20 protein-coding genes are annotated in these 18,867 nt (G+C 70.5%); 6 read left to right on the plus strand and 14 right to left on the minus strand.

The features are described from left to right. Window positions 1-2 precede the first annotated feature (2 nt). Window positions 3-671, plus strand: a complete 669-nt coding sequence (locus P5G59_RS04900) for a GntR family transcriptional regulator (protein ID WP_301216550.1) — start codon at window positions 3-5, stop codon at window positions 669-671. Here P5G59_RS04900 and P5G59_RS04905 read toward each other — a convergent pair. Genes P5G59_RS04905 through rpsP form a run of 4 tightly spaced genes read right to left on the minus strand, consistent with a single transcriptional unit; the run spans window position 668 to window position 2,484 of the window. Beyond that, window positions 668-1,072: a PIN domain-containing protein gene (locus P5G59_RS04905; RefSeq protein WP_301216552.1), complete on the minus strand. Its 405-nt coding sequence runs from the start codon at window positions 1,070-1,072 to the stop codon at window positions 668-670. The two genes, P5G59_RS04900 and P5G59_RS04905, sit on opposite strands and share 4 nt — an antisense overlap. A gap of 60 nt (window positions 1,073-1,132) precedes the next feature. Further along, a complete protein-coding gene (rimM, locus tag P5G59_RS04910; RefSeq protein ID WP_301216554.1) occupies window positions 1,133-1,771 on the minus strand; it encodes a ribosome maturation factor RimM in 639 nt (212 codons plus the stop codon). A gap of 1 nt (window position 1,772) precedes the next feature. Beyond that, a complete protein-coding gene (locus P5G59_RS04915) occupies window positions 1,773-2,003 on the minus strand; it encodes an RNA-binding protein (protein WP_115694959.1) in 231 nt (76 codons plus the stop codon). 4 nt (window positions 2,004-2,007) lie between these two features. Beyond that, the gene (gene rpsP / locus P5G59_RS04920) at window positions 2,008-2,484 is read right to left on the minus strand and encodes a 30S ribosomal protein S16 (RefSeq protein WP_301216558.1); all 477 of its coding nucleotides are present in this window, start codon (window positions 2,482-2,484) and stop codon (window positions 2,008-2,010) included. A 182-nt stretch (window positions 2,485-2,666) separates the two neighbouring features. Here rpsP and P5G59_RS04925 point away from each other — a divergent pair, with 182 nt between their 5' ends. The 4 genes from P5G59_RS04925 to P5G59_RS04940 all read left to right on the plus strand — a co-directional run bounded on the left by P5G59_RS04925 (window position 2,667) and on the right by P5G59_RS04940 (window position 6,062). Beyond that, window positions 2,667-3,803, plus strand: coding sequence for a glutamate--cysteine ligase (locus P5G59_RS04925; RefSeq protein WP_301216560.1), 1,137 nt, complete (start codon window positions 2,667-2,669; stop codon window positions 3,801-3,803). Window positions 3,804-3,849: 46 nt separating this feature from the next. Then, complete coding sequence (locus tag P5G59_RS04930; RefSeq protein WP_301216562.1) at window positions 3,850-4,515, plus strand: SGNH/GDSL hydrolase family protein; 666 nt, start codon at window positions 3,850-3,852, stop codon at window positions 4,513-4,515. 46 nt (window positions 4,516-4,561) lie between these two features. Continuing rightward, complete coding sequence (locus P5G59_RS04935) at window positions 4,562-5,248, plus strand: SGNH/GDSL hydrolase family protein (RefSeq protein ID WP_301216564.1); 687 nt, start codon at window positions 4,562-4,564, stop codon at window positions 5,246-5,248. Window positions 5,249-5,330: 82 nt separating this feature from the next. Next, window positions 5,331-6,062, plus strand: a complete 732-nt coding sequence (locus P5G59_RS04940; RefSeq protein WP_301216566.1) for an SGNH/GDSL hydrolase family protein — start codon at window positions 5,331-5,333, stop codon at window positions 6,060-6,062. 42 nt (window positions 6,063-6,104) lie between these two features. On the opposite strand, the gene ffh is transcribed toward P5G59_RS04940, so the two are convergent. The 3 genes from ffh to ftsY are packed head-to-tail and all read right to left on the minus strand — an operon-like array spanning window position 6,105 to window position 9,117. After that, on the minus strand, window positions 6,105-7,676 hold the full coding sequence (gene ffh, locus P5G59_RS04945; protein WP_301216567.1) for a signal recognition particle protein: 1,572 nt from the start codon (window positions 7,674-7,676) through the stop codon (window positions 6,105-6,107). Between the two features lie 54 nt (window positions 7,677-7,730). Further along, on the minus strand, window positions 7,731-8,231 hold the full coding sequence (locus P5G59_RS04950; protein ID WP_301216569.1) for a DUF2004 domain-containing protein: 501 nt from the start codon (window positions 8,229-8,231) through the stop codon (window positions 7,731-7,733). 10 nt (window positions 8,232-8,241) lie between these two features. Continuing rightward, window positions 8,242-9,117, minus strand: coding sequence for a signal recognition particle-docking protein FtsY (ftsY, locus tag P5G59_RS04955; RefSeq protein ID WP_175337453.1), 876 nt, complete (start codon window positions 9,115-9,117; stop codon window positions 8,242-8,244). A 35-nt stretch (window positions 9,118-9,152) separates the two neighbouring features. On the opposite strand from ftsY, the gene P5G59_RS04960 reads away from it, so the two are divergent. Continuing rightward, entirely contained in the window at window positions 9,153-9,959 is an 807-nt protein-coding gene (locus P5G59_RS04960; RefSeq protein ID WP_301216571.1) for a CHAD domain-containing protein, read from the plus strand. A gap of 19 nt (window positions 9,960-9,978) precedes the next feature. Here P5G59_RS04960 and smc read toward each other — a convergent pair whose 3' ends face one another. The 7 genes from smc to P5G59_RS04995 form a co-directional block, all read right to left on the minus strand. Further along, a complete protein-coding gene (gene smc / locus P5G59_RS04965) occupies window positions 9,979-13,554 on the minus strand; it encodes a chromosome segregation protein SMC (RefSeq protein WP_301216573.1) in 3,576 nt (1,191 codons plus the stop codon). 21 nt (window positions 13,555-13,575) lie between these two features. Next, window positions 13,576-14,196 carry a hypothetical protein gene (locus P5G59_RS04970; protein WP_301216575.1) on the minus strand — a complete coding sequence of 207 codons (621 nt, stop codon included), beginning with the start codon at window positions 14,194-14,196 and terminating at the stop codon, window positions 13,576-13,578. After that, window positions 14,196-14,768, minus strand: a complete 573-nt coding sequence (locus P5G59_RS04975; protein ID WP_301216577.1) for a helix-turn-helix domain-containing protein — start codon at window positions 14,766-14,768, stop codon at window positions 14,196-14,198. Before P5G59_RS04975 ends, P5G59_RS04970 begins: the two co-directional genes overlap by 1 nt. A gap of 127 nt (window positions 14,769-14,895) precedes the next feature. Next, window positions 14,896-15,609 (minus strand): ABC transporter ATP-binding protein, encoded by a 714-nt coding sequence (locus P5G59_RS04980; protein ID WP_175337458.1) that lies wholly within the window; start codon window positions 15,607-15,609, stop codon window positions 14,896-14,898. Beyond that, window positions 15,596-16,507, minus strand: coding sequence for an ABC transporter ATP-binding protein (locus P5G59_RS04985; protein WP_301216580.1), 912 nt, complete (start codon window positions 16,505-16,507; stop codon window positions 15,596-15,598). Before P5G59_RS04985 ends, P5G59_RS04980 begins: the two co-directional genes overlap by 14 nt. Then, on the minus strand, window positions 16,504-17,751 hold the full coding sequence (locus P5G59_RS04990) for a branched-chain amino acid ABC transporter permease (RefSeq protein ID WP_301216582.1): 1,248 nt from the start codon (window positions 17,749-17,751) through the stop codon (window positions 16,504-16,506). The genes P5G59_RS04985 and P5G59_RS04990 overlap by 4 nt, the downstream gene beginning before the upstream one ends. Next, window positions 17,748-18,755 carry a branched-chain amino acid ABC transporter permease gene (locus P5G59_RS04995; RefSeq protein WP_301216584.1) on the minus strand — a complete coding sequence of 336 codons (1,008 nt, stop codon included), beginning with the start codon at window positions 18,753-18,755 and terminating at the stop codon, window positions 17,748-17,750. The genes P5G59_RS04990 and P5G59_RS04995 overlap by 4 nt, the downstream gene beginning before the upstream one ends. Between the last annotated feature and the right edge of the window lie 112 nt (window positions 18,756-18,867).

Below are 18,867 nucleotides of genomic sequence, written 5' to 3' on the forward strand. Positions count from 1 at the left end.
CCGTGTCAGAGCCGCAGCCCGTCGACGAGCCCTCCGGCGTGTACGACCGCCTCAGAGCCCAGATCCTCGACCTCGACCGCGTCCCCGGCTCGCGCCTCACCGAACGCGGACTCGAAGCCGAGCTCGGTGCCTCCCGCACCCCGCTCCGGGCGGCGCTCATGCGGCTCGAGGCCGACGGACTGGTGTGCCGAGACGGCCGGGCCTGGCAGGTCTCCCCCATCGACCTGGGCGAGATCGCCCGCCTCAGCGAGCTGCGGGACGCCGTGGAGACCGCCGCGGTCCGGCTCAGCTGCCGACGCGCGTCCGACTCCGACATCGCCGGCCTGGCGCACGACCTCGAGGCCGTCGATGGGGACCAGCCGGCCGACGACGCTGTGCGCGCAGGCACCGACTTCCACGTCAGGCTCGCCGCACTCTCGGGCAACCACTTCTTCGCCGACGCCGTCGGCTCCGCCATGACCCGGCTCGCGCGCTCGCGCTGGCTCGTGGCGCGCAGCGAGGAGGCCTGGGACGAGCACCGCGAGATCCTGCGGCTCGTCGCCGAGAGGCGTCCGGAGGAGGCCGCGGAGCTCATCCACCGCCACATCGTCGGCACGCACGAGCGCCTGCTGCAGGCGCTGGATGCGGATGCCCGGACGCTGCGCGGCCGCGGCCTCGCGATCGTCCGTTAGCCGCGAGGGCCGTCCAGCAGCTCCGACACCGGGGCGATCCGCACGAGGCGGTCGGCGCCGGGATACTGCGCGGGTGCGTCGCTGACCAGGGTGTCGGCGTGGAGCCGGGTGAGCGCCACGTACTCGGCCGCCTCGGTCTGCGCCCAGCCCAGCTCGGATGCGACCTTCCACGCGGTGCGCCGGAGCACCCGGTCGCCCAGCAGACGCACGCCGAAGGCGTCCACGGCAGCGAGGAGGGCGCGCGCCTCCTCATCCGGCCGGCGGCCCGTGACGGTGTCTGCGTGCAGCGCGGAGAGCGTCTGCGCGCGGAGCAGGGTCGGGGCGAGCAGATCGTGGCCGCCGCTCCAGCCGGCTTCGGCGAGCCGGATGGCGGCGGAGGCGTCGATCACGTAAGCGGCCATCCCGCATTCCACCATCCGTGGCGGGGAAACGGAAGAGGGCGACCCGTCCGAGTCGCCCTCTCAGTCCTCGTCGCCCGCAGGCTCGTCGCCCGCAGGCTCGTCGCCCGCAGGTTCCGGGTCGTCGTCCGGCAGCTCCTCGAAGAGCCCGGCCGGCGGCGTCAGCGTCACGGTCCCGGCGGCCAGATCGACCTCGGGGACGATCGCCTTCACGAACGGGACGAGCACCTCGCCGTTGCCGGTCGCGATCGCGAGCAGGTCCTGCGCCGGCAGGTGGTCGACACGGACGACCCGGCCGACGCTGGCGCCGTCACGGATGGCGTCGAGCCCGACCAGCTGGTGGTCGTACCAGGCGTCGTCCTCCTCGGGCAGCTCCTTCACGTCCTGGCTCACCCAGAGGATGGCCTTGACGAGGGTCTCCGCCTCGGTCCGGTCGTCGACGCCCTCGAAGAACCCGACGGGGTGGCCGTTGTACCAGCGCAGCTCGCGGAGCTCGAGGGTCTTGCCGTGCCATTTCGACGCCGTCGGCACCTGGAGCGTGAACACAGCGCCCGGGACGAACCGCTTCTCCGGCTCGTCGGTGTACAGCTCGAGCTTGATGGCGCCCTTCAGCCCGTGGGCCTTGGTGAGGCGCCCGACGCGCAGCTCGGTCTGACCGGGCCGGGGGGCGACCTCCTTGCGGGGCAGTTTGTGGTCCGCCACCTCAGTCGTCGACGACGTCGACACGGACGCGCCGGCCGTCGGCCAGCGCGGTCACGAGCGTGCGGAGAGCCTTGGCGGTCCGGCCGGAGCGGCCGATCACCCGGCCGAGGTCCTCGGGATTCACACGAATCTCGAGGACCTCGCCACGCGGGGAGCTCTTGGCCACGACGTGGACGTCGTCAGGGTGATCGACGATTCCCTTGACCAGGTGCGTGAGCGCGGGTGCGAGCAAGACGTCAGGCCTTCTCGTCCGACGCGTCCTCGGCAATAGCCTCGGCCTCGGCGACGACGTTGGCCTCGTCGGCCTCCTCGCGCTCGACCTCGGCCTCGACGACGGCCTCCGCCTCGGCGGCGGTCGGCTTCTCAGCCTTGGGCTTGAGCACCGGCTTCTTCTTCTCGTCGGCGACGAACGCGACCTTCTCGTCGGCGACCTTCACGGTCGAGACGGCGTTCTTGTCGCCCTTGAACTTGCCCCAGTCGCCGGTGAGCTTCAGCAGCGCGGCGACCTGCTCGGTCGGCTGGGCGCCGACGCTCAGCCAGTACTGCGCACGGTCGGAGTCGACCTCGATGCGCGAGGGCTCCTCGGTCGGGTGGTACAGACCGATCTCCTCGATCACACGACCGTCGCGCTTGGTGCGCGAGTCGGCGACGACGATGCGGTAATACGGAGCGCGGATCTTGCCCAGGCGCTTCAGTCGGATCTTTACAGCCACGATTCTCCTGTATGAGTGGATGAGTTGTGTCGAACTGACTGCCGTGGGCGTGGGGGCACACGCGGCAGGAGGTCTAATGTTCGTCCCACGCACCGGATAGAGGGTCGGGTACGTCGAACTCAACTAGCTATTCTGTCAGACATTGCGCCGCTTTGAACAATCGGATGGACGGTACCCGACGCATGCAGATCGAATTCTCGGAGTCCGAGCGCTCCACCGTGGGTATCGAGTGGGAGCTGGCGCTGGTCGACGGCGCCACCGGCGACCTCGTCAACATCGCCGACGAGGTGCTGCGTGAGCTCGGAACGCCGGACGGCGAGGAGCACCCGCAGATCACCCACGAGCTGCTGCTGAACACGGTGGAGCTGGTCAGCCGCGTGCACAAGACCGTTCCGGCCGCGATCACCGACCTGCAGGAGCTGATCGGGCTCGTCCGCGGAGTGACCGACCCCCTCGGCGTCGAACTCATGTGCGCAGGGACGCATCCCTTCGCCCAGTGGTTCGACCAGAAGGTCACCCCGAACGATCGCTACGACCGGCTGCTCGACCGCACCCAGTGGTGGGGCCGGCAGATGATGATCTGGGGCATCCACGTGCACGTGGGCATCGACTCGGTGGACAAGGCGCTGCCGATCGTGAACGGCCTGCTCACCTACTACCCGCATCTGCAGGCGCTGAGCGCGTCGAGCCCGTTCTGGGCGGGCGCGAAGACCGGGTACGCCTCGAACCGCGCCCTGATGTTCCAGCAGCTGCCGACCGCGGGCCTCCCCTGGCAGTTCGGCACCTGGGCGAACTACGAGGAGTACGTGCAGGACCTGGTGACGACCGGTGTCGTGGAGGACCACAGCGAGGTGCGCTGGGACATCCGGCCGTCGCCGAAGTGGGGCACGGTGGAGATGCGCGCCTGCGACGGGCTCTCGACGGCCGACGAGGTGGGCGCGGTGTCCGCGCTCATCCACTGCCTCACGGACCGCATGTCCGGGCAGCTGGACGACGGGGTCGAGCCGGTCACGCTGCAGCCCTGGTTCGTCCGCGAGAACAAGTGGCGTGCCGCCAGGTACGGGCTCGACGCCGAGATCATCCTCGCCCCGGACGGCAACGAGCGGCTCGTCTCGGACGACCTGCGCGACCTGGTCGAGGACCTGCAGCCGGAAGCCGAGCGCCTGGGCTGCGTCGACGAGCTCGCGACGGTCCTCACCATCCTGGGCACCGGGGCGAGCTACCAGCGGCAGCTGGCCGTCGCCGAGGCGAACGGCGGCAGCCTGCAGGCGGTGGTCAGCTCGCTGACGCACGAGCTGCGCAGCGGCCTCTCCCGCTGACGAACCGGGCAGCGGATCCATAGGATCCGAGCGTACTTTTGATGTCATGCTCGCCCGTCGCCCCCTCGCCGCAGCGGCGGCCTCGATGACGGCCGCGCTTCTGGCGCTGGTCGCGCTCTCGGGCTGCGCGGTGGCCGCTGCCGGTCCGCTTTCCGGCGCGGTCGTTCCGACGGGCGCCGAACGTGTCGCGGTGATCGGCGACTCGATCGAGTCCGGCCTCGGCCTCGACCCCGACGAATCGTGGCCCGCCCTCGTCGCCGCCAGTCGCGGCTGGCGGCTGAGCAACCTCAGCGTGCCGGGGGCCGGCTTCGTCGCGCAGGGCACGGACGGAGGCGACTTCTCGGCGCAGGTCGCGACCGCGATCGCCCAGCATCCGCAGCTCGTGTTCATCGGCGCGTCCGACAACGACCTCGGCACCGACCCCGCCACCGTTGGCGCGGCCGTCGAGAAGGCGGTCGACCAGATCCGCTCCGCCCTGCCGCACGCCAGGATCGTCGGCTTCAACGCGCTGACGGGACAGGCGGGCGACGACGACCTCGCTCCTCTCGACGCCGCCGTCAAGAAGGCGGTGGAGGCCGACGGCGGCACCTGGCTCGACCTGGGCCAGCCCTATCGCGGTCGCGCCGGCCTCGTGCAGGACGACGGCGAGCATCCGACGCTTCCCGGGCAGCAGGCCATCGCCGCGGCCGTCGAGGCGCAGCTCCCCGACTGAACGACCGCCCGGCGGCCTCCAAGAATGCGTGCATATGCTGTGGGGCGTGACGAACCGACGCCCCCGCCACCGTGTCGCCACGGCCCTCCTCGCCGGCGCGCTCGCGCTGTCGACGGTGGGGTGCACGGCCGCCGGCGGCCAGGCGGCGCAGCCGACCGCCACCACGACGCCGGAGTCGCGTCCGCCGACGGCGGCGGCGATCGGCGACTCGATCGCCATCGGCTATGGGGTGCCTGCCGACGACGCGTGGCCGCTCCTGGTCGCCAAGCGACTGGGCTGGGACCTCACCGACCTGGCCGACAGCGCCTCCGGCTTCACGCGCAAGGGCGGAAGCTCGCACACCTTCGACGACCAGGTCAGCGCCGTCATCCGGCTGCGACCCGACATCGTGGTGGTGGCGGCGACCCGCAACGATGCGGATGCGCCTCCCGCGACCCTGAAGGCCGCCGCCACCTCCGCTCTCGAACGCCTTCGCGCCGCACTCCCGGACGCCCGCATCATCGGCGTCAGCCCGATCTGGGGCGCCGACGCCCCCACTGCCCAGCTCGGCTCCGTCCGCGCGACGGTCCGCGCCGCCGTCCTCGACGTGGGCGGTTCGTGGGTGGACATCGGCCAGCCGTTCACCGGCCATCCGGAGTTGCTCATCGACAGCAAGCACCCCACCGTCGACGGCCAGGAGGAGGTCGCGACGGCTGTCGCGGAGAAGGTCGCCGCGATGCTCGCCCGCGGGTGACTCACGGCGGTTACCACCCCGCCGACACTCCCGGAAGCCAGTCACAGGCTGTTCGCAGCTTCGAGGCCGTAGCGTCGCTTCCGTGCGCACCCGTACCCGACGCCTCGCAACGCGGCTCCCCCTCGTCGCCACCGCCGCTCTGACGGCCTCGCTGCTGGCCCTCGCGGGCTGCTCCGCCGCGCCGGCGGCGCACCCCGTCGCCGCGCAGTCGAGCGACGTCGCAGCCCCCGTCGCCGGCACCGCCGCCGGAAGCACGGCCACGGTCGACGCGGTCGCCATCGGCGACTCGATCGCCTTCGGGAAAGGCGTGACCCCGGCGGAGGCCTGGCCCGCGCTCGTCTCCGCCGCCCACGGCTGGCGCCTCACCGACCTCGCGGTGTCGGGCTCGGGCTTCGTGAAGCCGGGCTGGAACGGCTCCACGTACCGTCAGCAGGTGGACGCCGCCCTCCGCCTCCACCCGCAGGTCATCCTCCTTGCCGCCACCCGCAACGACCGCGAGCAGGACCCCGCCGCGGTGACCGCCAACGCCGACCGGATGCTGCGCGAGCTCCGCGAGCGGTTCCCGAAGGCGACGATCGTCGGCATCACGGGCATCTGGGGATCCGACCAGCCGCCCGCGACCATGACGCGCGTCGACGGGATCGTCGGGGATGCGGTGCGCGACGTGAACGGCACCTGGCTGGACATCGGCTTCCCGCTGGTGGGCCACCCGGAGCTGGTGCAGGCCGACGGCATCCACCCGAACGCGGCAGGGCAGAAGGTCGTGGCGCACACGATCGAGTCGAAGCTGCGGCCGCTCGACCTGGCGCTCTAGCAGGCTCCGGCCAGCGACCTGGCGCCCTAGCGACCTGGCGCCCTAGCGGCCCAGGAACTTCTGCAGCGCGGCCATCTCGTCCTCGGAAGGGCCGCCGTCCTTCGCGCCGCCGCCCGAACCGAGACCGAAGCCGCTGCCGCCGCCCGGGGCTCCGGCCGGCTTCACACCGGCCGCGAGGGCCGCGTTCTCCGCCGCCCGCTTCGCCGGGTTGCCCGAGCGCGAGCCGCCCTTCTTCTTGTTCTTCTGCTGCTTGCGCCCGGCGTAGGAGGCACCCGGGATCGGGCCCATGCCCGGCACGTTCGGCACGCCGCCCTTCGCGACCGTCTTCATCATCTTGGCGGCCTGCTCGAAGCGGGTGACGAGCTGGTTCACCTCGGTGACGGTCGTTCCGGAGCCCTTGGCGATGCGCAGGCGACGGGAGCCGTTCAGCAGCTTGGGGTTGGTGCGCTCGGACTTCGTCATCGACTGGATGATCGCCTCCGTGCGCACGATCTCCTTCTCGTCGAAGTTGTCGAGCTGCTGCTTCATCTGGCCGGCGCCCGGCAGCATCCCCATCATCTTCTTGATGGAGCCCATGTTGCGCAGCTGCTGCATCTGCTTGAGGAAGTCGTCGAGCGTGAAGCTGTCGGTCGCGAACTTCTCGGCGACCTTGCGCGCCTCCTCCTCGTCGAAGGCCTCCTGGGCCTGCTCGATGAGGGTGAGGATGTCGCCGAGGTCGAGGATGCGCGACGCCATGCGGTCCGGGTGGAACGGCTCGAAGTCGTCCAGCCCCTCGCCGGTGGACGCGAAGATGATCGGGCGGCCGGTCACGGACGCGACCGACAGTGCTGCGCCGCCTCGGGCGTCGCCGTCGAGCTTGGAGAGCACGACGCCGGTGAAGTCCACGCCGTCCTGGAACGCCTTCGCGGTCGCCACCGCGTCTTGACCGATCATCGCGTCGATGACGAACAGCACCTCGTCGGGGTCGGTCGCCTTGCGGATGTCGGCCGCCTGCTTCATCAGCTCGGCGTCGACGCCGAGCCGGCCCGCGGTGTCGATGACGACCGTGTCGTACTGCTTGGTCTCGGCGAACTTCATCGCGTCCTTCGCGACCTTCACCGGGTTGCCGACGCCGTTGCCCGGCTCCGGCGCGAACACGGCGACACCGGCCTGCTCGCCGACGACCTGCAGCTGCGTGACGGCGTTGGGGCGCTGGAGGTCGGCGGCCACCAGGAGCGGCGTGTGGCCGTCCTTCGCGAGCCACTTGCCGAGCTTCCCGGCGAGCGTCGTCTTGCCCGCACCCTGGAGGCCGGCGAGCATGATGACCGTCGGCGGACGCTTGGCGAACTCCAGCCGGCGCTGCTGGCCGCCGAGGATGGCGACGAGCTCCTCGTTGACGATCTGCACGACCTGCTGCGCCGGGTTGAGGGCCTTGTTCACCTCGTCGCTCAGCGCGCGCTCGCGCACCTTCGCGGTGAAGTCCTTGACCACAGGGAGCGCGACGTCGGCATCGAGCAGGGCCCGGCGGATCTCCCGCACGGTGCCGTCGACGTCGGACGGCGACAGCTTGCCCTTGGTGCGCAGGTTCTTGAAGGTGTCCGCAAGACGGTCGGACAGCGTGCCGAAAGTAGCCATGATCTTCTCATTCTACCGGGCACGGCTGGTGGAGCGCCGTGCACGGCAGACCGGTCAGGACTGGGTCTCCACGTTCACGACGTCGCCGCGCACGTCGAACGACACCGTGAGCAGCGCATCCGACTCGTCCGGCGCGATCGAGTAGTCGAAGGTCGCGAACACCTCGTCCTCGTCGGCGTGGTCGGCCTGGATGACGACGGTCAGCAACTGAAGCGACCGCAGCACGTCGATGGCGATGTCGCCGGAGTTGTAGACCAGCAGGTCGACCAGGCTGTCGCCCAGCTTGTCCACGTGCTCGTCGATGTAGCTCGTCGTGGCCGACTGCCGCGAGCTCAGCTCGGCGACCAGCGCGTCCCTGGCCCGGGCGTCGAACCCCTCCAGCGCCTGGATGAGTGCCGCCGCGGCATCCAGAGCGAACTCCGGGACGCCGGACTCGTCGTCGGCCAGCAGCTCGACCGCGACCGCCTGGTCGCCCAGCTCGACCGTGTCGTCCCAGGCGAGACCGCCGCTCGCGGTCTCGTCGATGATGCCGAAGAAATCGTGCTCGATCGCCATCGGAACCCCCCTATCCGACCAGCTGCTGCGCGAACACGTGCGGCGTGAAGCCGGTCAGGTCGTTGATGCCCTCGCCCTGCCCGACGAGCTTGATCGGGATGCCGGTGCGCTCCTGCACCGCCAGCACGAAGCCGCCCTTCGCGGAGCCGTCGAGCTTGGTCAGGACGAGTCCCGTCACGCCCGCGTGCTCCAGGAAGGCCTCGGCCTGCGCGAGCCCGTTCTGGCCGGTCGTCGCGTCGAGCACGAGCAGCACCTCGGCGATGGGCGCCTGCTTCTCGACGACGCGCTTGATCTTGGACAGCTCGTCCATGAGGCCGCCCTTGGTCTGCAGCCGGCCCGCGGTGTCGATGATGACGATCTCCGTGCCGTCGCGCTTGGCCTTCTCGACCGTCTGGAAGGCGACGGACGCCGGGTCCTGCCCCTGCTGCTGCGGCCGCACGATCTCGGCACCCGCACGCTCCGCCCAGGTGGCCAGCTGCTCGACGGCCGCCGCACGGAACGTGTCGGCGGCCCCGACCACCACCGACCGGTCGTACGTGCGCAGGAACTTGGCGAACTTGCCGATCGTCGTGGTCTTGCCGACGCCGTTCACCCCGACCACCAGCACGATCGCCGGCCGGTCGCTCAGCTTCAGCGTCGTGTCGAGCTTCGACAGCCGCTCCTCCATCGTCTCCCGCAGCATCCGCTGCAGGTCGGCGGGGTCGGTCGTGTGATAGCGCTCGACCTTGGCGCGGAGGTCGTCGACGACGGCCTCGGTGACATCGGGACCGAAGTCGGCCGTGATCAGCGCGGTCTCCAGGTCGTCCCAGGTGTCGTCGTCGATGGTCTTCTTCGCGAACAGCCCGCGGAGGGCGCCCGACAGAGACCAGGGGGTGCGGTCAGCCATGACACTCAGACTAGCCGCGGATGTACGGTGTGCTCGTGTACGCACTGGTGGGGGTCTCCGCGGAGCTGGCCGAGCAGCTGGTCGCGATCGAGACGGGAGGCGAGGATGCCGTGCACCAGGCGCGCACGCGCGTGCGGCGGTTGCGCAGCATCCTGAGCGTCTACAAGAAGGCGTTCGACCGCGAGGAGGCGCGCAGGATGCGCGACCGCCTGACCCGGCTGGGCGAGCGGCTCGGCGCCGTCCGCGACCTGGAGGTGCGCAGCCGCGACCTCGAGGATCTGCTGCAGGCCGAGTCCTCCCCCGAGCTCGTGGACGCGGTGGAGGCGCTGGCCGCCGAGTCGCGTGCCGCCCACGACCGGGCGCTCGCCGAGCTGCTCTCGCACCTGCGCGGCCGGAGCCACCGCGTGCTCCTGGCCGACCTGCAGCGGTTCGCCGCCGACCCTCCGCTGGCGAAGGCCGGACGCAGGCATCCCGGGCGCGTCACGCGGAAGGGCCTGGCGAAGGCCGTCGAGCGCGTGCGCCGGAACACCGGCATCACCCTGGAGCAGCGGCACGAGCTGCGGAAGGCCGCCCGCCGCCTCCGCTACGCCGCGGAGGCCGTCATCGACGACCGCGGGCGATCGGCCGTGCGGCTCGCCGCCGCAGCGGAGACGGTGCACGACCGGCTGGGCGACCACCGCGACCTGGTGCTGCTCGGGCGGCACCTGCGCGAGCACACCGCCGGCCGCGGGCTCAGCCCGTCAGCCACCGCGGGAATCGCGATGCTCGCCGCCGACTGCGACCGGCGCGCGGAGGAGAAGCTGGACGGCCTGGACGAGGCGCTGGACGCGATCGAGTGGTGAGCAGCGGGCGCCTCCGGCCTCAGCCGGCCTGCTCCTGCGCCACGCGCTGGCCGACGACGGCCGAGACGCCGTCCTGGCGCATCGAGACGCCGTAGAGGGCGTCGGCGATCTCCATCGTCCGCTTCTGGTGCGTGATGACGATGAGCTGGCTGCTCTCGCGGAGGTCCTCGAAGATCGTGAGCAGCCGGCCCAGGTTGGCGTCGTCGAGCGCCGCCTCCACCTCGTCCATGATGTAGAACGGGCTGGGGCGCGCCTTGAAGATCGCGATCAGCAGGGCGACCGCGGCGAGCGACCGCTCCCCGCCGGACAGCAGCGAGAGCCGCTCGATCTTCTTGCCCGCAGGCTTCACCGTCACCTCGATCCCGGTGGTGAGCAGGTCGTCCGGGTTCGTCAGCCGGATGCTGCCCTGCCCGCCGGGGAACAGGATGGGGAACACGCGGGTGAAGGCCGCCTCGGTGTCGGCGAAGGCCGACTCGAAGATGGTCTGCATCCGCTCGTCGATGTCCTCGATGATCGTGAGCAGGTCTTTGCGGGTGTTGGTCAGATCCGTGAGCTGCTCGGTGAGGAACTTGTGCCGCTGCTCCAGCGCGGCGAACTCCTCCAGCGCCAGCGGGTTCACCCGGCCGAGCTGGGAGAGCTTGCGCTCGGCCGACGCCAGGCGCTTCTGCTGCTGCTCGCGGGAGAACGGGACGGTCTCGACCTCCCGCTCCTCCTCCGCCTCGCCTGCAGCCTCTGCGGCCTCCGCCGCCTCGATCTCCTCGCGCCGCCGGTCGACCGGGACGGGGACCTCCGGGCCGTACTCCGCGACCAGCACGTCCTCGACCAGACCCAGCTCGCTCCCCGCGCGCTCCAGCAGGCTGGAGAGGTGCAGCTTCTTCTCGTAGATCTGCAGCTCCAGCCCGTGCACCGACTCGGTGATCGCCTGCAGGCGCTCGCGCACGGCGTTCTCGTCCCGGCGGAGGGTGGCGAGCTCCTCGTTCTGGCTTGCGCGCTCCGCCTCGGCCGCGGCGAGCTCCAGCCGCGCCTGCGCCACCGACCGATCGGCGGAGGCCAGCACGGCGGGGAGGGCGGCGATGACGCTCTGGGCGGCGTCCAGCTGGCGGCGGCGGATGACGGCGCGCCTGGCCGCCTCCTCCGCGGCGGCGCGCTCGGCCTCCAGCCGGCGGGCGAGCGCCTCGCCGCGCGCCTGCTCTGCGCGGACGCGCTCCTTCGCGGTCTCGACCGACAAGCGCACCTCCACCTCCGCCTCGCGCGCGGCGTCGAGTTCGGCCGACAGGGCGTCGCGGGCGCTCACATCCAGGATGGGACGGGGACGCGATCGTGCCGCCTCCAGCTCCGCCTTCGCCTTCTCGGCGGCCTGCTCGGCCTCGGTGACCCGCTCCGACGCCTGCTCGAGCGCACGGTTGAGCCGGTCGGACTCCGCTTCCGACGCCTCCAGCTGCACCTTCAGGCGGTTCAGCTGCTCGGTCTGCGCGGCGAGCTTTGCGTCGAACTCCCGGAGGGTGGCGAGCGCCGCCTGCGACTGCTCCTTGGCGACCTGCAGCACACCGCGCTGTTCCGCGAGGGCGAACGTCGCCCGGTCGATGAGGGAGGTCACCTCGCTGAGCCGCTCCTGCGCGGCCTCGCGGTCGGCGATCAGCTCGATGCGGCTCTGCTTCGCGCCGGACCCGCCCCGCAGCACGTGCTCGCTCAGCACGTCGCCGTCGCGGGTGATGATCGTGACGGGAACGCCGAGGCCGCGGCCACGGAACGCGTCGAAGGCGCGGCGTGCGGCCTCCACGTCGTCGGCGATGGCGGTGAAGGCGAGGATGCCGCGCACGCCGTCCGGCGCGTCCACCACGCTCGTGGCGGGCACGACGCCCGCGACGCCGGTCAGGTCGACACCGGCGGCGGGAGCATCGGCGACGACGACCTCCACCCGGCCCAGGTCGTCGGCCGCCGCGTGCGCGACCGCCGCCATCGCGGAGTCGCGGTCGTCGGCCAGCACGGCGTCGGCGAGCGTCCCGAGGGCTGCGGCGATCGCGGCCTCGAAGCCCGGGTGCACGCGGACGTGCTCGGCCACGAGGCCCCGCACGCCGGAGAGCCGCGCGGAGACCAGTGCGGCGGAGCCGTCCTTCTGGTCGAGGGCGAGCGACAGAGCGCTGGTGCGGGCGGCCAGGGCGTCCCGCTCGCGCTCGAACGTGTGCAGTTCCTCGCGCAGCCGCTCGATCTCGGCCTCCGCCTCGAAGACGGTCGCCTGCGCCAGCTCGTACGCCTCGTCGAGGTCGCCCTCGCCCACATCGGAGAGCGCGGCCTCGGCCTCGCGGGCGGCGAAGTCGGCGCGGGCGCGCTCGCGACGCTCGGTGGCGGCGTCGAGCGCGTTCTGCTGGCGGAGCACCTCGCCCCGGACCGCGGCGAGCCGCTGCGCGGCGGCGTCGGCCTGGCCGTTCAGCTTCGAGATCTCCAGGTCGTGGCGGGAGACGAGGGCGCTCTGGGCGGCGATCTCCTCGTCGACCGCGTCGAGCCGGGCGCGGGCGTTCCTCGTCGCCGCCTGTGCCGCCGTCCAGGCGGTCTCCGCCTCCACGACGACGCCGCGCAGGCGCTCGACCTCGTCCCGGGCGTCCTGAACGTTCTGCGGGGTGACGCTGGGGCCCGAGTCAGGAGCGTCGCCCTGGCTGCCGAGCAGCGCGACCCGCTGGTTGGCGAGGGTGAAGAGCCCGCGCAGCCGCTCCTGCACCGACTCGAGGGCGAACGCGGTGCTGCGGGCGGTGTCCACCGCGTCGCCGACCTGCGCCTGCTCCAGGCGGGTACGGCGCAGCTGCTTCTGCTCCAACTGCTCCTGCAGCACGATCTGCTCGCTGTGCCGTTCCGCCTCGGTGCGGCTGTGGTCGTCGAGGGTGCGCCGAAGGGTGACCACCTCGTCGGCCAGCAGACGGGCGCGCGCGTCGCGCACGATCGCGGCGATGGACTGCGCCTCCCGCGCGATCTCCGCCTGGTGGCCGAGGGGCTTCAGCTGGCGGCGCACCTCCCCCGCCAGATCGCTCAGGCGGGTCAGGTTGGTCTGCATCGCCTCCAGCTTGCGAAGGGTCTTCTCCTTGCGGCGGCGGTGCTTCAGGATGCCGGCGGCCTCCTCGATGAAGCCGCGGCGCTCCTCCGGGCTGGCGTGCAGCACCGCGTCGAGCTGGCCCTGTCCGACGATGACGTGCATCTCGCGGCCGAGGCCGGAGTCGCTCAGCAGCTCCTGCACATCCAGGAGCCGGCAGGACTGCCCGTTGATGGCGTACTCGCTTCCGCCGTTGCGGAACAGCGTGCGCGAGATGGTCACCTCGGAGTACTCGATCGGCAGCGCGCCGTCGGAGTTGTCGATGGTCAGCTGCACCTCGGCGCGGCCGAGCGGGCCGCGGGTGGCGGTGCCGGCGAAGATGACGTCCTCCATCTTGCCGCCGCGCAGCGTCTTGGCGCCCTGCTCGCCCATCACCCAGGCGAGGGCGTCCACCACGTTCGACTTGCCGGACCCGTTCGGCCCGACCACGCAGGTGACGCCCGGCTCGAAGGCGAACGTCGTCGGCTGCGCGAACGACTTGAAGCCTTTGAGCGTCAGACTCTTCAAGTACACGCAGGCGAATTTACCGGACGTTCACTGCCGCGCCGCGCCGGAACGCCGCTCCAGCAACGAGGTATCCCTCGGGACGTTGCTGTAGAAACTGGGATGCCCGTCCGGATACCCGAGCGTTCGGAGGAGCATCACCGCCTTGTCGGGAAGCGACTCTCCGCGGAAGTAGTCAGCGAAATGGTCGTCCGCGTTGACGATGGTCTCGATTCCGCAGGCCGTCATCAGGGCCCGGATGTCGTCATCGTCGCGCCCCGCGCGAGAAGCGTTGAGCTTCATGGCGAGAAGCGCTTCCTGCGTCGCAAGCTCCACCGTCAATGCACCGTGGGACAGCTGCGGACTCGCCTCCCAGAGCGGCCGTCCGGAGTACGCGGGATACAGCCCCTGGGCTTCGAGGTTGATCCAGTTGGTCGGCCATCCACGCTGCTGAGCGACACGGGCGGCGATTCGGCCGATGACATCCTCAGGAAGCAGGACGACCGCGTCGATATCCACGGTGGACCGGCGCTCCGCGTGGCCGCCGAGGATCATCGCCGAGCCGCCGATGATCTTGAGGGTGCCGTGCTCGCCGTGAGCAGCCAGGCCATCGCGGATCTGCTCGAGACCCCAGATGATGTCATCCTCGGTGAGGATCCGGTCACCGGCCATCAGACACTCGCGAGGGTCTCACGCGGCAGGATCACGCCGTGCTCGATCAGGATCGGATCGGTGTCGTCGTAGTGGCGCACGTACCACCGGTACCCGAGCGACTCCTCCGCGATCGGCGCGTACCGCCCCTCCGCCGTCACCCATGCCGGGCTCTCCAGCCCCAGCTCGCGGAGTCGAAGCTCCGCTAGCCCCGCGATGGCGGCGTCGAAATGCGGGTCACCCGTCGGGTCGGGCTCGACGGCGAGGGTGAGGGCGATCCGGAAGGAGTCGCCGGCGCGCAGGTCGTCCGAGAACTGGATGAGCGCACGGAACGCCGTCGCCGTGTCTCCGTCGGCCAGCTGAGCGCGGATGAACTGGGCCACATCGGCCGCCGCGTTGATCCGGCCGGGGACCGCGATCAGGGTCACGCCGAGGCTGTCGGCCAGGGTCTCGAGCGTCCCCGTGGTGACGCCGGCCTTCCCGCTCTCGTAGCGGGAGATCGCGCTGTGAGCGATGCCGGAACGGGCGGCGACGTCTTTCTGCGTCCACCCCGCCTGTTCGCGCGCCTTCTTGAGCTGTCCGTTGAGCTGCATGGTCGGCGTCCTTCGATTAGCGAATTCACTAATCGTAGCCGACGAGAATGAGACCGTCATACCCTTCTGACGCAGAAGTGCGCCGGCCCGTGACGGGCCGGCGCACTCTATGAAGGCAATGCAGACGTCACGCGACGCCCAGGTAGGCCTCCTTGATCGCCGGGTCGGCGAGCAGCTCGCGTCCGGTGCCGGCCCGGGTGATGACCCCGGTCTCCAGCACGAACGCGCGATGCGCGCGGGCCAGCGCCTGGTTGGCGTTCTGCTCCACGAGCAGCACCGTGGTGCCCTGCTTGTTGATCTCGGTGACGATCGTGAAGATCTGCCGGATGAACTGCGGCGCGAGACCCATCGACGGCTCGTCCAGGAGCAGCAGGCGCGGGTTCGACATCAGCGCGCGGCCGATCGCGAGCATCTGCTGCTCGCCGCCCGACATGGTGCCGCCGACCTGCGTCTTGCGCTCGGCGAGCCTCGGGAACAGGGCGAACACCCGGTCGAAGTCCTCGCCCATCTTGGAGCGGTCCTTCCGACCGAACGCGCCCATGTCCAGGTTCTCCATCACCGTCATGCCGGGGAAGATCCCCCGGCCCTCCGGCGCCTGCGAGATCCCGCGGACCACGCGGATGTGCGCCTTCATCTTGGTGATGTCCTCGCCGTCGAACAGGATCGACCCCTTCGACGGGTTCAGGATGCCCGAGATCGTCTTCATGGTCGTCGACTTGCCGGCGCCGTTCGCCCCGATGAGGCTGACGATCTCGCCCTCCTCCACGGAGAAGGACATGTCGTGGATGGCCTCGATGCGGCCGTAGGACACGCTGATGTTCTTCAGCTCAAGCAACGTCATCTTCGGGCTCCCCGAGGTAGGCGGCGATCACTTTCGGGTCGTTCCGGATCTCCTCCGGGCTGGCGTCGGCGATCTTGCGCCCGAACTCCAGCACCACGATCCGGTCGGTCACGCCCATGACCAGCTTCATGTCGTGTTCGATCAGCAGCACGGTGTACCCGTCGGCGCGGATGGTGCGGATGAGCTCCATCAGCTCCTCCTTCTCCGCCGGGTTGAAGCCGGCGGCCGGCTCGTCCAGGCAGAGCACCTTCGGGTCCGTGGCGAGCGCCCGCGCGATCTCCAGCCGGCGCTGATAGCCGTATGGGAGCGACCGCGACAGGGACCCCGCGTGGTCGGCGATGCCGACGAACTCCAGCAGCGCCATCCCGCGGTCGATCGAGGACTTCTCCTCGCGCTGGTGCCGCGGCAGACGCAGCAGCGCGCCCGGCACGGACGTGCGGTGCCGCGCGTCCAGGCCGACGACCACGTTCTCCAGGGCGGTCATCTCGCCGAACAGGCGGATGTTCTGGAATGTGCGCGACAGGCCCATGCGGGTGATCTGGTGCTGCTTGCGGCCCTTGATCGTCGCGCCCTCCAGCAGCACGTCGCCGCTCGTCGGCTTGTACACGCCCGTCATGGCGTTGAAGCAGGTGGTCTTGCCCGCTCCGTTCGGGCCGATCAGGCCCAGGATCTCGCCGCGCTTGATGTCGAAGGTCACGTCGTCGAGCGCCGTCAGACCGCCGAACTTGACGGTCAGGTTGCGCACCTCCACGATGTTCTCCCCGACCTCGACCGCGATCTCGCGGTCCGGCGCTGCGGCCTCGGCGACCGTCAGGTCCACGCCTGCGGCCTCCAGTTCGTCCTCGTTCGCGCCGAGGACCGGCTCCTGCTCCGGAGCGGTGTTCCGTGCATCCGTCATCGTGCGCCTCCCTTCGCGCCGTCACCGTCGAGTGATCCTTCGTCGAGCGCTCCGCCGCTGACCGCGGGCGTCGCGCCCGTGGCGGTCGTCGGCCGACGCTTGGCCGCATCCGTCACCAGGCGGTACGCATGCCTCCCGTATGCGAGCAGCTTCTGCCGCGCCGGGAACAGGCCCTGCGAGCGGAAGATCATGATCAGCACGAGCGCGATGCCGAAGATCAGGTACTTGTAGTCGGCGATCACGGTGAACCGGAGCGGGATGTACGCGACGATGGCGCCGCCCAGCATCGCGCCGACCTTGTTGCCCGCACCGCCGAGGACGACGGCCGCGAGGAACAGGATCGAGGTCTGGACGTCGAACTTCTGGTTGTTGACGAAGCCGACCTGACCGGCGAACAGCGCACCCGAGAGACCGCCGACGCCCGCGCCGATCGCGAACGCCCACACCTTGTACTTGAAGGTGGGCACCCCCATGATCTCCGCCGCGTCCTCGTCCTCGCGGATCGCCACCCAGGCGCGGCCCACGCGGCTGCGCTCCAGGTTGCCGACCAGCAGCAGGATGACGATGATCACCGTGATGGTGAGCCAGTACCAGGGCACGCCGTTGGAGTTGGAGAAGATCGGGACGCCGTTCGCGTTCTCCCCGGGCGGGTGGCCGACGTTCTGGAAGCCGACCTGGCCCTTCATCGCCGGGATGATCGTGGCGAGGATGCGCACGATCTCACCGAAGCCGAGGGTCACGATCGCCAGGTAGTCGCCGCGGAGGCGCAGCGTCGGGACGCCGAGGATGATGCCGAACGTCATCGTCACCGCGATGGCGACCGGGATCGTCCACAAGTACGGGATCTTGAGGAACGGCGAGTCGGGGCTGGTCAGCATGGCTGCCGTGTACGAACCGACCGCGAAGAACGCGACGTACCCGAGGTCGAGCAGGCCGGCGTAGCCCACCACCACGTTCAGGCCGATCGCGATGAGCGCGTAGACGGCCATCGAGAAGCAGGCGAGCGCCCAGTCGTTGCCCGGCGCCGTGCTCAGCGGGAAGAAGTTGAGGTACGGCAGCGCGTACGCCAGCGCGACGACGATCAGCAGCCATGCCCACTGGATGGGGCGGGGCAGGTTGTTCCAGCGGTCGCGGAGCTGCTGGAACGGGCCATGGCCGCGCTTGCCGCGGCCGGCCTCCATCGCGTCGACGGCCTGCTCTTCGCGGCCGTCGGGGAGGACCCGGGGACCTTCCGTCATGCTCATGCGCGGCTCCTTCCGAGGGAGGTGCCGAGGATGCCGCTGGGCTTGACCAGCAGCACCAGCACCAGGACGACGAAGGCGACGACGTCGGTCCACTGCGAGTCGCCGAGCAGGATCTGGCCGTAGTTGCCGATCACGCCGAGCAGCAGACCGCCGAGCAGTGCGCCTCGGACGTTCCCGATGCCGCCGAGGACGGCCGCGGCGAACGCCTTGACGCCGAGGATGAATCCGCCGTTGTAGATGACGCCGGAGGGCACCAGCATCACGTAGAACAGGGCGGCGGCACCGGCGAGGATGCCGCCGGTGATGAAGGTGATCTGGATGATCCGCTCCTTGTTCACGCCCATCAGGGTGGCCGTGTCCGGGTCCTGCGCGACGGCGCGGATGCCGCGCCCGGTGCGGGTGCGGCGGATGAACCAGTCGGTCGCGAGCATCAGGATGACGGAGGCGATCACGATGATCAGCTGCTGGCTGTTCACGATGGTGCCGAAGACGTCGAAGATCGGCTGCGGGATGAACATCGTGACCGCCGGCTCCGCGTTCGCGCCGCGGATCAGGAAGATCAGGTACTGGATCGTGAAGGACGCGCCGATCGCGGTGATCAGGAACACGAGGCGAGGGGCGTTCCTCTTGCGCAGCGGCCGGTAGGCCACGCGCTCCAGGATCCACGCCGTGCCGCCGGCCGCGACCATGCCGACGAGGAGCGCGAGTATCAGGTCGCCGATGATCGCGACCGGACTGAGGTTGGGGGCGCTCGGGCCGAAGCCGAGCGTGGTGAGGGTGACGACGACGCCGTAGGCGCCGACGATGAACACTTCGGAGTGTGCGAAGTTGATCAGGTTGAGCACGCCGTAGACGAGCGTGTAGCCGACGGCGATCAGACCGTAGACGGCGCCGAAGGTCAGGCCGTCGAAGGTCGCGCTCCAGAAGTTCTGGACGAGCGCATTGACGTCGAAGTTGATCCAGGAACTGTCGAGGGCGGGATGGAGGACGAGGGTTTCGAGCATTCGAGCATCCAGGGTTCAGTGCCGGATCATCGTCGATCCGATCGATTTTCGAGCGTAGTCCGAAAAGAAGGGTGCCGCGGACCGCCGGCCCGCGGCACCCCTCCCTGTCGGT

Source organism: Leifsonia virtsii (assembly GCF_030433675.1).
GTDB classification, from domain to species: domain Bacteria; phylum Actinomycetota; class Actinomycetes; order Actinomycetales; family Microbacteriaceae; genus Leifsonia; species Leifsonia virtsii.